Genomic DNA, 15,761 nt, shown 5'->3' on the forward strand with positions numbered 1-15,761 from the left:
TCATTCACACCTTAACTGACACAACATTACTTAACAGATTTACCTGCTTTGAAATCTGCAAGAACTTGAGCACGCTCAGTATCTGACATTGGGATTAAACCTGCACGATCAAGCTTAGAACCTTTACCTGAAGCTTTTTTGCTGATGAAGTATTCAACATATTGCGGTAAGCCTTTGATCACTTTAGTATGCTCGCCTTTCACATAGAAAAACAATGGACGAGATACAGGATATGTACCATTTAGAACTGTGTGTTCACTTGGCTCAATACCATTTACAGTTGCAACACGTAAGCGGTCTTTGTTTTGGTCATAGAAGCCTAAACCAAATACACCTACAGCATTTGGTGATGTTTTAAGACGTGCTAATGTTTCTGTGTAATCACCAGAAATTTCAACAACACGGCCATCTTTACGGAAGTTAGAACATGCTTTCACTTGTGCATCTTTGTCTAGCTTTTTGAAATATTCGTAAGTATGGCAACCTGCTTCAACCATTTTTTCTTGGAATACTTCACGTGTTCCATGGTTTGAAGCTGGAATAACTAAAGTAATTGGCTCATTTGGTAATGATGCGTCAATTTGGCTCCAGTTCGTATATGGGTTTGCAACCAATTTACCGTTCGATGGTAATTGAGCAGCAAGTGCTGTAAATACATGAACAGGCTTTAATTTAAAAGCAGGACGTGATGAGTTAGATGCAAATACAATGCCGTCATAACCAATTTTGATTTCTTGGATCTTTTTCACGCCAGCTTTGTGACAGCTTTCAATCTCGCCTTCTTTAATTTTTCTTGAGGCATTTGCGATATCAGTTGTGTTGTCACCAACACCTTGACAGAATTGTTTTAAACCGCCAGATGTACCACCAGAACCTACAACTGGGGTTTTGTATTGAGGAAAAGTATTACCAAACTCTTCTGCAACAATACTTGCATACGGCAATACTGTTGAAGAACCTGAAATTTGAATGGTATCACGCGCTGCATTGGCATTTACTGCAAATGCGACGCTAGAAATAGCTAGTGCAAGTGTTGCATATTTTTTACTTAACTTCATTGTCATCTCTCAATGCCTCATGCCTCAAATTAACATCATTTTTTTATTTGAAAATGATGTCGTTTCTGTATTTTCATGCGGTTATTTTGGATTTATTTTATGACAGTTAAGTTACATGCCGATTAATTTTTAAATATTTTTGTGACATAAATATCGTAAAACTAAACTATAAAATTACAAAAAGGCCACCGAAGTGACCTTTTCTTGGAATTTTATATTAAGCAATTGGCGAAATATAACTTCCGTCAACAATTGAGTCTTTAATACGGTCAGATTCAACTTGAATTTGTGACAATAAATCTTTCACGTTTTCAAGCGTTGCAACCGGGCTTAACAATGTCATTTTCAATGATTGGGTTTCGCCAACTTTGGTTACACCAACATTCGCTTCGCCACGAGCAAATAGCTCATCCGCAATATTTTGATTCAATATATCAATATATTGCTCAGGATAACCATTTGGCACAATACGGAATAACACTGAGGCAAATTGAGGTTCAATCAGCAACTCAAAGCCATTTGTATCTTTTAAATATTGTGCAACTTCTTTTGACAGCTTTACACCATGATCAATCATTGATCCATAAAGCTCTTCACCAAGCGCCTCAATTGTCATCCACAACTTTAACGCATCAAAGCGTCTTGTCGTTTGTAACGATTTTGACACTAAGTTTGGCACACCATGCTCTTCATCATATGCTGAATTCAAATATTCAGCTTCATAATGCATAAAGCGGTAGTCACTTTCATTTTTCAATAAAAACGCGCCACAACTAATGGTTTGGAAGTAATGCTTATGAAAATCAAGGGTTACAGAATCTGCTAGTTCTAATCCTGCTAACCAATCACGATAGTCATTTGACAACAACAAAGCACCACCCCAAGCTGCATCAACATGCATCCAAGTGTCATACTTTTGGGTAATCTGACTGATCTTTTGTAATGGGTCAATCGCACCAGCATCTGTGGTTCCTGCTGTTGCAACAACACATGCAACCACTTTACCTTCAGATTGAAGATATTGAATGGTTTGTTCTAGCGCATCGACATCCATTTGAGCTTGATCATTCACAGGTACAGTAACCACCGACTGAAAGCCCATGCCCATCAATGCCATATTCTTTTGTACTGAAAAATGTGCATTCTCAGAACAAATAACTTTGACATTTTGCATGGCATCACTTGGAATACCTTCACGCTGTACCGAATGACCTGACCAATGTTTTGCAATACATTTGTCACGCGCTAACAACACACCCATCAGGTTTGATTGCGTACCGCCTGAAGTGAATACACCAGCTTGACCTGAACCGTATCCAACTTTTTGACGTAACCAATCAATCAGCTGCACTTCCATCAATGATCCTGCCGGGCTTTGATCCCATGAGTCCATTGATTGGTTAGTTGCATTAATTAAAACTTCTGCAACTTGACTCACCACCATTGTTGGGCAGTGTAAGTGAGCTAAAGAATGTGGATGATGCACTTTTAAGCTTTTATTCAAAAACAGCTCAATCATACGCTCTAGCGATTGCTGTACACCTAAACCATCTTTGGTTGCATTAAATGAAATTGCTGAACGCAACTTTTTAATACTGCCGCCGGTATACATCTTGTCGTTTTGCAACCAAGCTGTAACAGCTTGGGTTGCTTTTGCCATTGCTGACTCATAGTCAGCAATGGATTGTGCATCATTACATAGCAGCGATTGACGATGTTTCACAAAATCAACCATGATTAAGCGCCTCTTACAGTGACTAAAGCCTCAGCCACCGCCTTTTTAAAGCGTTTAATTAACTCTTCTGCTTCTTCTTGCTTGATGATCAATGGGCAAAGCAAGCGAATTACTGTGCCATGACGTCCACCTTTTTCAAGTAGAAGCTGGTTGTTAAAACACGCAGTTTGAATAGCAGCAGTTAATTGTGGATCTGCTGGCAATGAACCCATATGGTCTGGTGCTTGACGATCATCAACAATCTCAATACCAATCATCAAACCACGACCACGGACATTACCAAGACATGGGAATTCTTGTGCTAGTTTTTTAATTTCAGCTTGAATGAATTCACCGCGCTCTTGAGCATTTTGTGCCAAGTTTTGCTCTTTGATGACTTGTAAAGAAGCTAAACCTGTACCCATTGCCAATTGGTTACCACGGAATGTACCTGTGTGTGCACCTGGCTGCCACGCATCAAATTTGCGTTTAATACCAAGTACAGCAAGCGGTAAACTACCACCCACAGCTTTTGACATTACAATGATATCTGGTTCAATCCCTGCATGTTCAAATGCAAACATTTTACCTGAACGAGAAAAACCTGCTTGTACTTCATCTAAAATTAATACAATGCCATGTTTTTCAGTAACTTCACGGATTTTACGTAACCATTTTGTTGGCGCAACTACAACACCACCTTCACCTTGAATAGCTTCAAGAATCACAGCAGCAGGTTTTGTTACACCACTTTCAACATCTTCAATGAATTGTTCAAAGTAATACGTTAAAGCATCTACCCCAGCCTCACCACCTAAGCCCAATGGGCAACGGTATTCATGCGGATATGGTAAAAACTGTACGCCTGGCATGAGGTTACTTACAGGATTTTTTGCCCCTAAGTTGCCTGTCACAGACAATGAACCATGCGTCATACCATGGTAACCACCAGAAAAGCTGATGATTGCACCACGACCAGTATAAGTTTTAGCAAGTTTCATTGCTGCTTCTGTTGCATCTGCACCAGATGGGCCACAGAATTGTAAACAATATGCTTCTTTACCACCTGGTAAATAAGACAATAAAGTTTCTGAAAACTTATCTTTTAACGGTGTTGTTAAATCCAAAGTATGCAATGGTACGCCACTTGCTAGTGTATCTTGGATACTTTGAATTACAGCCGGGTGATTATGGCCTAGAGCCAATGTTCCTGCTCCAGCTAAACAATCAAGGTACTCTCTACCTTCAACATCAGTAACCCAACAGCCTTGTGCTTTCGCTATCGCTAACGGTAATTTACGTGGATAACTACGCACATTTGATTCCATCTGACTTTGGCGAGTCAGGTAATATTCATTTGTGGAATTGCTGGCAGGATTTACAGAATTAACGCTCATATCGGATTACCATCTCTGATAAGGGTTGAAAGAAATAAGTCTGGCGACGTAAAGGTCATTTGACTCGGTGCTTTAGGATTTTCTAGTTATTATTTATTGATTTAAAAATAACTAGGAGGGCGATGATACGCTTTTTTTTGTAAAAATAAAGACCCTTAAAACTTTATTTTTATTTTATAAAAGCTTGACCTCTTCAAAGGAACGATTACATTCTAAGCATGATTGTTCAAAATCACAAAATCAGCCACTTACCATTGAATTACAGATCACTTAAAAAAAATAATATAAGCTGTAATTCATTCAATCATTAAAACCTAAGTTATTGTATAGTAAACTATTTTATAATCTAAGTACACTTATTCTAGTGAAAATATATTACAAAGTAGCTACAAAAAAATGCATTTTTACTTTATTGGTTTTCGTAACTTTTTCTTACTTTTTAAAAGAGGCAATGTATGCATAAAATTTTACTTTCAGCAGTGTTATTTGGCCTAGGCAGTAGTGCGATTGCAGCAGATCAAACCGCATTAAACTACAATGTCGTGCAGTTACAAGCGGAAGCATCGCGCGAAGTTAGCAACGATCAAATGCAAGTTGTCTTATATGTTGAAAAAACCAGCAAACAGCCTGCAGATCTTGCAGCTCAAATTACACAAAATATGAATGCCGCCCTACGTTTGAGTCAAAAGTATCCTCAAATTCAAACCAAAACAGGAACCCAAAGTACGTATCCTATCTATACCAATGAAAATAGAAGTTTAAAAGAATGGCGTGCTCGCGCAGAAATACGTTTTCAAACTCATGATTTTAAAGCCATGAGCCAACTCATTAGTGAGCTACAAAGTTCTTTCCAAACGGAATCTATTCAATTTACGGTATCAGACCAACAGCGCCAATTGGTTGAAAATGAACTGATTACTGAGGCATCTCAAAACTTTCAAAAAAGAGCAAAAAGCTTAGTACAGGTTTGGAATAAAACAAACTATCAAGTGGTAAGTTTAAATGTAGAAACCAATAACCAACAGTACACGCCACAGCCTTATATGCGTGCAAGTTTTGCCAAAATGGCAGCTGCAGATGCACCTGTTGCACAAGACATTAGTGCTGGAAATAGTAAGATTAATGTCAATATTAATGGCAGCATTCAATTAGAGAAGTAATCAATCTGTCAAATAATAAATTACATTTGTCATAATGGGTCATATTTGTGTTCAAATATGACCCATCTTTCATTCTTAATCGTCTTTATGAAATACTTTACCGCAACATCCATTTACAGTACCACAGATGAAGATACCATTAGCCTCGCCTTTTATGACGATGCAGATGATCCTATTGATTTTGTGATTTTAACTCATCAGTTAAAAAACCACGCATCATTTAATATGCATGATACAGGCTTACTTTTGAATGATACTGACCGCGAATTCTTCAATGTAATTGAAAGTATGAAGCTTTTTCATGATGAGTTGGTCATTACCATTTGTGCAGTTGATCATGAACACGTAGAGTACGACAAAATCGTTATTGATTTAAATCAAGCCGATCCATCTGATTTACGTGATGATTTAAGATTATTCTGCCAGCACACAAATATTAGCTTAAACGCATAAAAAAGCAGCTCTTTTGAGCTGCTTTTTTTTAACTATATTTTACTTTTTAAAAGGTAACGCATATTTAAAGATACGTCCAATCACTTGACCATACTGTTTTGCCAAGCTTGCATTGTTATAGTTAATGCCATATTTTTTACACACAGCTTCAACTTTAGGTGCCATTTTGCGATAACGACGTGCAGGCACTTCAGGGAATAAATGATGCTCAATTTGATGGCTTAAATGGCCAGTCAAAATATGAAATAATTCTGAACCTGTTAGGTTAGAAGAACCTCGAATTTGACGCATATACCAATGCCCTTTACTTTCATTTTGTAATACACTCTTAGGGAACACTTCTACGTCTTTGGTAAAGTGTCCACAAAAGATAATACTAAATGTCCATACATTTCGCATGCCGTTAGCGACCATATTTCCTGCTAAAACAGGAAGCGCACTTGGACCTGCAATCAAAGGGAAAAACACATAGTCTTTAAATAAAAGTTTAGAAACTTTATTTTGAATTGGCTTCCACTCTTCCCACAATTGCTGCTTGGTTTTACGACCAATGAATACGCGTCCAATTTCTAAGTTTTGAATCGCAACACCCCATTGGAAGAATAAACAAAATGGAATGCTATAAAGTGGCTGTAATAAATGACCTTTCTTCCAACGCTGCTCTGGAAATAAACGTAATAAGCCATACCCAATATCATCATCCATACCTTTAATATTGGTATATGTATGATGCTGGAAGTTATGCGATTGACGCCAATTGTCTGCTGTACCAACAATATCCCACTCATAGCTTTGACCCATAAGTTTTGGATCATTCATCCAATCATATTGCCCATGCATGACATTATGACCTACTTCCATATTTTCTAAAATTTTAGAAACACCGAGTAAACCTGTACCTAACACCCAAGCTGGTGGAAACCAACCAGCAAATAACAATGCTCGTCCAGTAATATTGGTATAACGTACCGCAGAATAAACACGTCGGATGTATTTGGCGTCTTTTTCACCTAAATCATCAAGAACTTCTTGTTTAATCTGATCAAGTTCACGTGCCAAAGTATCAAGTTCTGCGTCTGTTAATTCCTTGTTTTTAGGATTTTTAAAATACTGTGTTTTTACCTGCATATTCATAATAAGGCTCTCTTCTTAAAGATCTAAAACAAGGTCAGATTTTGCTGAGTTAACACAAATACGTACCGGACTACCCGGCTCGGCATGCTCTGCTTGATTAGTAATATTTGTGGTTACGCCACTAATTTTGTTACATGAACATTTATTACAAATTCCCATACGGCAGCCATAGACAGGACGCTCATTGGCTTCTTCTAAGGCTTCTAAAATTGACCGATTCTTTGGAATCACAAATATTTTTTGTGATTTCTTCAATGTCACTGTGACTGTACCTTCTTCGGTAATTTCAATCGGTGACAATGTAAATGCTTCACTTTTAAATAAGCGTGCAGCATGAAATAAATCACGTGCGCTATTTACAAAGCCTGATGGTCCGCATGCAAATACTGCATGTTCATGTAAATCACCATAGGCTTCAACATGCTGTTCATTCAATCGTGCTGCAGCACCTTCATCTTGCGTACAAAAAATTTGATATTTAAAATTTGGATATTGATGAGACCATGTTTCAAACTGATCTTTAAATGCAGCTTCATCTACATGCTTTACCCAATACATTAATGTCATGTGATACGCTGCGAGCTGACCTGTATGTGCAAGTTGATGCAGCATACTAAACATTGGCGTAATACCACTGCCCGCTGCCAACAGCACTACATCTTTTTCAGGATAGCCTTCACACAACATGTCACCATAAGGCTGACCAAATTCAATAATGTCGCCTATTTGTGCCATATCAGCCAACCACGTACTGACTGTACCACCTGATACTGTTTTGAATGTCAGTTGAACATGCGTTGCATCTAAACGAGTTAAACTGTATGTGCGTTCTAAACGGCGCCCTGCAATCTCAACAATAACAGGATGATGTTGTCCTGCAACGCCATAATTCATACGCTTATTGCATTCCACAGTTAACGAAACCATACCTTTTGCAACATGTTCTTTTTTGGTGATACGTCCAAGCATTTGATCCATTGACCAAAGCGGATTTATCTTTTGTGCCCAAAAATTTAGAATATGTGTGTCGTATATGCTGCTTGATAAAAACTTCAAGGCAGGATTCTTTCGCTGTGTTACATGCATTTCGGCCATCTCAATTTATGACTTTTGAATTATTATACACATGTATATATATATGTATAGTATTAAAACATTTCATGACAATATTTCTAATTCAACTGAGATCAGGCTATAATCAAAAATAAAGAGATTTTGAATGGATAGCATGGCTTCTGCACCGACAATGACAAAGCATCAAACGCTCGGCTTAACTGACAAAGAAGCCAAAACCTCACCTAGAACGGTGGGCAGAAAAGCAACGATTACGAAAGAAGAATTATTCCAAGCAACTTTGAATTTAATTGGGCCACAAAAAAGTATTTCATCTTTAAGCTTACGTGAAGTGGCAAGAGAAGCAGGCATTGCGCCAAATAGTTTTTATCGCCACTTTCGTGATATTGATGAACTGACGATTGAGCTGATTAATCGCGCAGGTTTGGTTTTACGCCAAATCATTCGTGAAGCACGCCTGCGGGCAACAAAACAAGAACGTATTATTCGCACCTCTGTAGAAATATTTTTACAACAACTTGATGCGGATGAAGGTTATTTAAGTCTTTTGCTCAGAGAAGGTTATACTGGTTCTATCTCTTATAAACAAGCTGTTGAACAGCAACTTAAGTTTTTCCAACAAGAGTTACAAGAAGATTTAATTCGAATTGAAGCCTTAAATCACAGTAAAATGGCGCATCCTGAAATTGTGGCTATTGGCATTACTCAGCTTGTATTTAATATGGGGGCTAAAATTATTGATTTGCCTCTTAAAGAGCGTCGAAGGACGGCCGAGCAAACCATGTTAATGATTCGAATGATATTAGAAGGTGCTCGCTGTTTAGATCAAGATCATCGTTCAAAAAATAATACTTAAAATGTTATACTTCGGTGCGATCAATTTTTCGATGCATCTTTTTGCTTTTTTCGTGTCATTTAATGCTCCATCAGTTTGGTATGGCCATGAAACAACTCACCGATTATCATATCACCGCGATTAGCTATTTTATTATTAGCGTCGCTTTAGCATGTATTATCCCATTACATTTATTGGCAAGTTTTTTTGCTGGCTTTTTAATTTATGAAACCATCTTGTCATTAGACAAAGTAATTAACCGTTATACACAAAACCGTCGCACCAAATTAATTATTAGCATTGCCCTCAGTGTCGCTATTCTGTCTACCTTGGCATTTGCCATGTCAAGTTTGATTAGCTTTGCCTTATATGATTTACAAGGTCATGGCATGGCAACATTTAATCAGCATATTGATCACACGTTAATGAGTGTCCAACAAGAAATCTCACATTATTTACCAAGTTATATTCCCGCCAATGTAGCTGATTTAAAAAATAGTTTATTAGAGCTGATTAAAAACAATTTAGAGTTACTCAAAACCGCAGGCACTGACCTAATTCATAACATTGCCACCACGCTCATTGGTTTAATTATTGGGATTTTAGTGTCGATTCAACAACCACGCTCGCCAAATAAGCAAGTTTATCCTGTATTTAAGCAAGCTTTGATTGACCGTGTACAACGATTAGCAGATTCATTTCGCAATGTCGTATTTGCTCAAATAAAAATTTCTTTGATCAATACTGGTCTATTTATTATTTTTTGTTTTGTTATTTTACCTCTCTTTGGTGTTTCATTGCCTTTTGCCAAGACACTGACCATTATCACCTTTATTTTTGGCTTAATCCCTATTGTGGGTAATTTACTATCTAACTCATTAATTGTGGTTTCAGGTTTAACTATTTCACTACCTGTAGCATTGTCATGTTTACTGTATTTGGTGTTAATTCATAAACTTGAATATTTTATTAATGCACAAATTATTGGGACTAAAATTAATGCCAAAGCATGGGAAGTGTTATTGGCCATGTTAATTTTTGAGTCTATTTTTGGTTTAAGCGGCTTAATTGTGGCACCCATCTTTTATGCTTATTTAAAGCTTGAACTCAGCTGTGCCAAAATGATTTAACAGATAAAAAAATCCCCTCAATATGAGGGGATTTTTTATTAAGGTTTAACAGCCACTAAAATTTGTATGGCTTCTGGTGTTAAAGATAAATGATCTAAACGCTCAAGCCCTTCTTTTTGCAATTTTTGCAGACGATCAATTTCATCTTGACGAATACTTGGATTAAACTGCTTTAAATACACCAAACGGTCAATCTCATACTGCCATTGTTTACTGTAATTGATTTTTGCTTGCTCTTGTAGCTTTGGCAAATGGACTTTTGCAATGTCTAAAGCTTGGGTATAGCGTGCTTCAATCACTTCACGGCGTGCTTTGACAATTTGTCGACAACTGTTGCCATCGAGGTGTTTTAGATGCGGTTTCAAAATATGCGCATCAATTTTTTGCGATAGATCTTGACCATTTTCACTCAAAAGCACACGAATTAATTGTGACGGCACACTCGCTAAAACATTTAAAGCTTTTGGCGCAACAACATCTATTTTAAACCAAATCTCAATTAACACAGTACCAGGCTTAATTGCATTTGATTTAAGCAATGCTACATTGGTGCTTCCAAAGGATTGAGTACGAATCATCTCCATGATGCTCTCAACAAATGGATGCTCAAGTGTTAAATAATTGGCATCTTCTCGGATTTGAGCTTGGTCACGATAAAATGTCGCTGTCATGCCATCTTCATCCAATGAAATACCCTGTACTTGCATTTGATCTGTTGGCTTAATAATTACCGTACCATTGCTTTGCTCATCAAAATCAATGTTGGTAGATGACATGAATTGCTTGATAAACATTGGTAATGTTGAATTATCATCATAATTGTCTAACGCATTGACAATATTTTGTGCCACCACAGGTCGGCATGAGTTGTACTCTAATAAACGATCACGCCCTTCTTGCAGCTCTTTCTCCAAAGCTTGACGCTGAACAGTCACCGCTTGCAGTAACTCATCAAATGATGAACCTAAATCTGCTAATAAATGTCCTTTTAACTCTGCAATAAAGTTCTCTTGCAAAGTTTGTGCAGTTGGTGAAATTTGGTTGAAGATATTGAGTGCTTCATTATACCAACGGAACATACGCTCTTGTGCTGTACCTAATAGGTAAGGCACATGAATTTGAATACGGTTTTCTTGACCAATTCGGTCTAAACGACCAATTCGCTGCTCAAGTACATCTGGGTTCGATGGCAAGTCAAACAAAATGAGGTCACTTGCAAATTGGAAGTTACGCCCTTCTGAACCGATTTCAGAACACAATAAAATTTGTGCACCGTTCACATCTTCAGCAAAATATGCTGCAGCTTGATCTCGTTCTAATAAACTCATACCTTCATGGAACATGGCGGTACGAATCCCTGCATGTAAACGAAGGACATTTTCAAGTGCTTCAACCACAGGACCGCTTCTTGCAATCAATAGCACTTTTTTATGTTTTAATGCCTTTCGCAGCGTTTCCATCAACCATGTCACACGCGGATCAGTTTGCATCCATGAGCCATCAATTTGTGCCTCTTCAGGCCACATTTGCTCACGCAGCTTGCCATTTTTAGACCAATTTTCAGGTGCAGCCAATGCCACAGGTTGGCAGTCACGACCTGGAAAACCTTGAATGGCTTCACGGGTATTTCTAAACAAAATACGCCCAGTGCCATGACGGTCTAACAATTCTTGAATAGCTTGATAACGTTGTTCAGGTACATCTTGGATACGATGACCAAGCAAATGATCCAATACAACCAAGTGTTGTTCATTGAGCTGAGCGTCAGACAACAATACTTCGGCAATTTTTGCAGTTTCTTTGTATTTATCTTCTTCATCCAAGAAGGTATCTAAATTGCTAAAACGCTGAGGATCAAGTAAACGTAGGCGTGCAAAATGGCTTTCAACACCGAGTTGTTCAGGCGTTGCTGTAAGTAATAACACCCCTGCTGTTTGCTCAGCAAATTCTTCAATTAAGTCATAGCGGTCATTGCCGCCTTCTTCTTCATTCCACATCAAATGATGGGCTTCATCGACAACAAGTAAATCAAACCCTGCAGCCAGTGCTTGTTCACGTAAATCATCATGGTCAATCATCAAATCAATACTTGCAATAATATATTGCTCTGTTTGAAATGGATTTAAATCAGGGTCATTTTCACGCATTGCTGCTGTGCGTGTTAAATCGAAAATTGAGAAGTTGAGATTAAAACGACGACGCATTTCAATCATCCACTGATATTGCAGTGAATCAGGTACTAAAATCAGCACACGTTCAGCACGTGAAGTTTTTAATTGCTGATGGATAATCAAACCTGCTTCAATGGTTTTTCCAAGCCCAACTTCATCTGCGAGCAATACGCGTGGCGCAAAACGCTTACCCACTTCATGTGCAATATATAGTTGGTGTGGAATTAATCCGACACGTGCACCCAATAACCCACGTAATGGATTGGTATGCATATTGGCTTGCATTTGTAAGGCTTCTATACGTAAGTCATACCATGCTTTGATATCAACTTGACTTGCCAATAAACGGTCAAGTGGCTTTGACAATTGGATTTGTGCGCCAATTCGTGTTTCATTTAGCGTTTTACGCTCAAGCTCACCATTGTCTAATGTACGTACTGCATGGTAGCGAATCACACCAAAACGCTCTTCAAATGATTCAACTTTCCAAGTGCTTCCTTCTTGATCTTGAAGTTCATCATTTACATTAAAAACAATACGAGATAAAGGTGCATTGTTCTTAGCATAAACTCGTGTTTCATCACTTTTTGGAAATAAAATGCTGACAGAACGCTCATCTACATCAATCACGATACCTAAACCAAGCTCTGTTTCTGTATCGGATAACCAACGTTGACCAATAGCAAATTGTTGCAATTTTTTCACCTTTTTCAGTTTACACTAAACACCTTTATACTCAGATTGAGTGATGGCTTTAGCTTTAATTTAAATATTGTTGCCGCTTAAATACATTTTAATATGTACCTAGCTGCTAAAAAACATTTCACCACATTAAAATGGTACAGGACATTCAAAATGTAATACATGCTCTGTTTTCGGGTGCTTAAAACCCAATTGATAAGCATGCAAACACAGCCTGTCTTTTAATTGCTGTTGCTCAGCATCTGCATATAGTGTATCACCAATAATTGGATGTCCTAAATATTGCATATGTACACGAAGTTGATGCGCACGCCCTGTAATTGGAACCAATTTTATTCGTGTGACCGGATAGCCATTGATCTCAAACTGCTCTAAAGCACTCCAATGTGTCAGAGCTTGTTTAGAATGGGTTTGATCTACAATGTGTAATGGCGGACGGGTTTCATCATAAATGACAGGAATATCAATGGTTCCTTTATCATAAATATGTCCTGCCACAATGGCTTGGTAAGTTTTAGTGGTTTCACGAAGTTGAAATTGTTTTGAAATCCGATTTTGCCCTAAACGTGTTAAAGCAAACACCAAAATTCCTGAAGTATCTCGGTCTAAACGATGAATTAATAATGTTTTGGGCTCAACTGCGACTAAACGCGTTAATACGCTGTCATAAAGCGCATCACCACGCCCAGGCACACTGAGTAATCCTGCGGGCTTATGAATAACAATAAAGTCTTCATCTTGATGAATTAAATGCTTTGTTAAAAAGTCGCTCAACGGATCATCCTCAAGCCATGATCAAAATAAGGCGTGCCATCATAAGGAGCTTGGGTCAGAAACACAAGTTATCTCAAGCAATTGTATAGATTACACGTTATTTTCATCACAACATCATCATGAAATCAAACAAAGGCATGTCATTTTGACATGCCTTTGTTTCAAATTATCGGCTGTTTTTAATTTGTGTAAATACAGCACGCGCTGCATCTAACGTAAATTGAATGTCTTCATCTGTATGGGCAGATGAAATAAATCCAGCTTCAAAAGCAGACGGCGCAAAATGAATACCGTGGTCAAGCATGCCATGGAAGAATATTTTAAATGCATCTGTATCGCATTTTAAAATATCATCAAAGCTTTTAATTTCTGTTTGTTCTGTAAAATACAATCCAAACATTGCTCCTGCTTGTTCTGTATGTAATGCAACACCCACTTCATCAGCAACACGTTTTAAGCCTGCCAACAATGTGCCAAGCTGCGCTGTCAGTTTGCTATAAAAATCAGGCTGGCGTAAATGCTTAAACATGGTAATTCCTGCACGCATTGCCAATGGATTACCTGACAATGTACCTGCCTGATACACCCCACCTAATGGTGCAATATGCGACATAATTTCTCGCTTACCACCAAATGCGCCCACAGGAAGTCCTGCACCAATAATTTTACCTAATGTCGTTAAGTCAGGCGTTACGCCATAGTGTGCTTGTGCACCACCAAGTGCAACACGGAAGCCTGTCATGACTTCATCAATAATAAATACTGATTGATACTGATCACATACATCACGTATTGCTTGTAAAAAGCCATCAATTGGCTTCACTAAGTTCATGTTGCCTGCGACAGGTTCAACAATAACCCCTGCAATTTCATGCCCATATTTTTCAAAACAAGCTTTTAATGCTTCAATGTCATTATATGGCACAGTCAAAGTATGTTTAGCAAAATCAACAGGTACACCTTTTGATGTTGGCTCACCGAGCGTTAATAAGCCCGATCCTGCTTTCACCAACAATGAGTCTGAGTGACCATGATAACAGCCTTCAAACTTTAGAATTTTGTCGCGTCCAGTATAGCCACGTGCCAAACGAATCGCGGACATGGTTGCTTCAGTCCCTGAATTGGTCATACGCACCATCTCAATCGATGGCACAACTTCACATATAATGTCAGCCAATGTGGTTTCATGAACCGTTGGTGCACCAAAACTTAGACCATCTTCTGCAGCACGTTGAACAGCTTCAACAATATCAGGATGTGAGTGACCTAGAATCATCGGTCCCCATGAACCAATGTAGTCAACATAGCGTTTACCGTCGACATCCCAAAGATAAGCACCTTTGGCTTTCTCAATAAAAATTGGTGTTCCACCTACGCCATTAAATGCACGTACAGGTGAATTAACACCACCTGGGATATGTTTATTTGCTTGTTGAAATAATTGTACTTGTTTTGCTGACAGCGCCATAGATTTACACTCTTTTTCAATATTTAAAATTTATTTGCCCAGGCATGAACACGATCTGGAATTGCATCTGTATCAAGTGCCAAGACATCACTAATCACAGCACATAAATCTGCGCCTGCATCAATCACTGATGCTGCATTTTCTACTGTTAATCCGCCAATTGCACAGATTGGCACATCAAATGTTTGTTTGGCTTTACGCAAGATATCTAATCCAACATCGCCTGCTTCAGGTTTTGTTGCTGTCGCAAAAATAGCGCCAAATGCAACATATGTTGCACCTTGCTGAATTGCATCAGCTGCAAGCTCAATTGAATTTGCACACGTTCGACCAATAATTGCATGATCTAACAAATGTGTTTTTGCATCAGTGACTTCACCATCAGATTGCCCCAAATGCACACCAAGACCAAATGACTGTGCAAGGCTTAGATCATCATTAATAATGAAAGGTGTATGGTATTTTTCACACAGTAGTTTGATGTGCTGTATTTCATCAACTTGTGCACTTGGCAATATTTTTTTACGGCGATACTGTAAAATTTTTATCTGGTTGGTGGCTAAGGCAACTTCTAGTTTTTTTATTAATACATTAAAGGGATCATCATTGGTGATGAGGTATAATCCTCGCATATATGCCTCAGTCATTTTTAGTCTGTTCATGATTTTACGATGATCTCTGTGAAATTGCC

The 15,761-nt window shown here is 38.1% G+C and carries 13 protein-coding genes; 4 read left to right on the forward strand and 9 right to left on the reverse strand.

Annotated features, from left to right (window positions below; translation table 11 throughout):
* Positions 1-26 precede the first annotated feature (26 nt).
* From CFY84_RS05155 to CFY84_RS05165, 3 genes are all read right to left on the reverse strand, one after another.
* Positions 27-1,058, reverse strand: a complete 1,032-nt coding sequence (locus CFY84_RS05155) for a substrate-binding domain-containing protein (protein WP_088823107.1) — start codon at positions 1,056-1,058, stop codon at positions 27-29.
* 217 nt (positions 1,059-1,275) lie between these two features.
* Positions 1,276-2,793, reverse strand: coding sequence for a pyridoxal phosphate-dependent decarboxylase family protein (locus tag CFY84_RS05160; protein ID WP_088823108.1), 1,518 nt, complete (start codon positions 2,791-2,793; stop codon positions 1,276-1,278).
* 2 nt (positions 2,794-2,795) lie between these two features.
* Positions 2,796-4,169 (reverse strand): diaminobutyrate--2-oxoglutarate transaminase, encoded by a 1,374-nt coding sequence (locus CFY84_RS05165; RefSeq protein ID WP_088823109.1) that lies wholly within the window; start codon positions 4,167-4,169, stop codon positions 2,796-2,798.
* A 455-nt stretch (positions 4,170-4,624) separates the two neighbouring features.
* Here CFY84_RS05165 and CFY84_RS05170 point away from each other — a divergent pair, with 455 nt between their 5' ends.
* Both CFY84_RS05170 and CFY84_RS05175 read left to right on the forward strand, forming a co-directional pair.
* Positions 4,625-5,329: an SIMPL domain-containing protein gene (locus CFY84_RS05170; protein ID WP_088823110.1), complete on the forward strand. Its 705-nt coding sequence runs from the start codon at positions 4,625-4,627 to the stop codon at positions 5,327-5,329.
* Between the two features lie 57 nt (positions 5,330-5,386).
* Positions 5,387-5,782: a hypothetical protein gene (locus CFY84_RS05175; RefSeq protein WP_143218764.1), complete on the forward strand. Its 396-nt coding sequence runs from the start codon at positions 5,387-5,389 to the stop codon at positions 5,780-5,782.
* Between the two features lie 39 nt (positions 5,783-5,821).
* Here CFY84_RS05175 and CFY84_RS05180 read toward each other — a convergent pair whose 3' ends face one another.
* Entirely contained in the window at positions 5,822-6,916 is a 1,095-nt protein-coding gene (locus CFY84_RS05180) for a fatty acid desaturase family protein (protein WP_088823112.1), read from the reverse strand.
* Between the two features lie 15 nt (positions 6,917-6,931).
* The gene (locus CFY84_RS05185; RefSeq protein WP_088823113.1) at positions 6,932-8,002 is read right to left on the reverse strand and encodes a flavin reductase family protein; all 1,071 of its coding nucleotides are present in this window, start codon (positions 8,000-8,002) and stop codon (positions 6,932-6,934) included.
* Positions 8,003-8,144: 142 nt separating this feature from the next.
* Between CFY84_RS05185 and fabR the strand changes: the two genes are divergently transcribed.
* Positions 8,145-8,846: an HTH-type transcriptional repressor FabR gene (gene fabR / locus CFY84_RS05190; RefSeq protein WP_088823396.1), complete on the forward strand. Its 702-nt coding sequence runs from the start codon at positions 8,145-8,147 to the stop codon at positions 8,844-8,846.
* Positions 8,847-8,932: 86 nt separating this feature from the next.
* Positions 8,933-9,955, forward strand: a complete 1,023-nt coding sequence (locus CFY84_RS05195; RefSeq protein ID WP_088823397.1) for an AI-2E family transporter — start codon at positions 8,933-8,935, stop codon at positions 9,953-9,955.
* A 38-nt stretch (positions 9,956-9,993) separates the two neighbouring features.
* Here CFY84_RS05195 and rapA read toward each other — a convergent pair whose 3' ends face one another.
* From rapA to thiE, 4 genes are all read right to left on the reverse strand, one after another.
* Entirely contained in the window at positions 9,994-12,831 is a 2,838-nt protein-coding gene (gene rapA, locus CFY84_RS05200) for an RNA polymerase-associated protein RapA (protein WP_088823114.1), read from the reverse strand.
* Between the two features lie 126 nt (positions 12,832-12,957).
* A complete protein-coding gene (locus tag CFY84_RS05205) occupies positions 12,958-13,602 on the reverse strand; it encodes an RluA family pseudouridine synthase (RefSeq protein WP_171289034.1) in 645 nt (214 codons plus the stop codon).
* Between the two features lie 166 nt (positions 13,603-13,768).
* Complete coding sequence (hemL, locus tag CFY84_RS05210; RefSeq protein WP_088823115.1) at positions 13,769-15,070, reverse strand: glutamate-1-semialdehyde 2,1-aminomutase; 1,302 nt, start codon at positions 15,068-15,070, stop codon at positions 13,769-13,771.
* 23 nt (positions 15,071-15,093) lie between these two features.
* Entirely contained in the window at positions 15,094-15,702 is a 609-nt protein-coding gene (gene thiE / locus CFY84_RS05215; RefSeq protein ID WP_088823116.1) for a thiamine phosphate synthase, read from the reverse strand.
* Positions 15,703-15,761 lie beyond the last annotated feature (59 nt).

It is taken from the genome of Acinetobacter apis, from assembly GCF_900197575.1.
Lineage (GTDB): Bacteria > Pseudomonadota > Gammaproteobacteria > Pseudomonadales > Moraxellaceae > Acinetobacter > Acinetobacter apis.

Excerpts from the sequence above, each read along its gene's own strand:
- CFY84_RS05160 (WP_088823108.1), bottom strand. The coding sequence starts at position 2,793 with ATGGTTGATTTTGTGAAACATCGTCAATCGCTGCTATGTAATGATGCA.
- CFY84_RS05180 (WP_088823112.1), bottom strand. The coding sequence starts at position 6,916 with ATGAATATGCAGGTAAAAACACAGTATTTTAAAAATCCTAAAAACAAG.
- thiE (WP_088823116.1), bottom strand. The coding sequence starts at position 15,702 with ATGCGAGGATTATACCTCATCACCAATGATGATCCCTTTAATGTATTA.
- CFY84_RS05185 (WP_088823113.1), bottom strand. The coding sequence starts at position 8,002 with ATGCATGTAACACAGCGAAAGAATCCTGCCTTGAAGTTTTTATCAAGC.
- CFY84_RS05165 (WP_088823109.1), bottom strand. The coding sequence starts at position 4,169 with ATGAGCGTTAATTCTGTAAATCCTGCCAGCAATTCCACAAATGAATAT.
- CFY84_RS05170 (WP_088823110.1), top strand. The coding sequence starts at position 4,625 with ATGCATAAAATTTTACTTTCAGCAGTGTTATTTGGCCTAGGCAGTAGT.
- hemL (WP_088823115.1), bottom strand. The coding sequence starts at position 15,070 with ATGGCGCTGTCAGCAAAACAAGTACAATTATTTCAACAAGCAAATAAA.
- CFY84_RS05195 (WP_088823397.1), top strand. The coding sequence starts at position 8,933 with ATGAAACAACTCACCGATTATCATATCACCGCGATTAGCTATTTTATT.
- CFY84_RS05175 (WP_143218764.1), top strand. The coding sequence starts at position 5,387 with ATGACCCATCTTTCATTCTTAATCGTCTTTATGAAATACTTTACCGCA.
- fabR (WP_088823396.1), top strand. The coding sequence starts at position 8,145 with ATGGCTTCTGCACCGACAATGACAAAGCATCAAACGCTCGGCTTAACT.
- CFY84_RS05155 (WP_088823107.1), bottom strand. The coding sequence starts at position 1,058 with ATGAAGTTAAGTAAAAAATATGCAACACTTGCACTAGCTATTTCTAGC.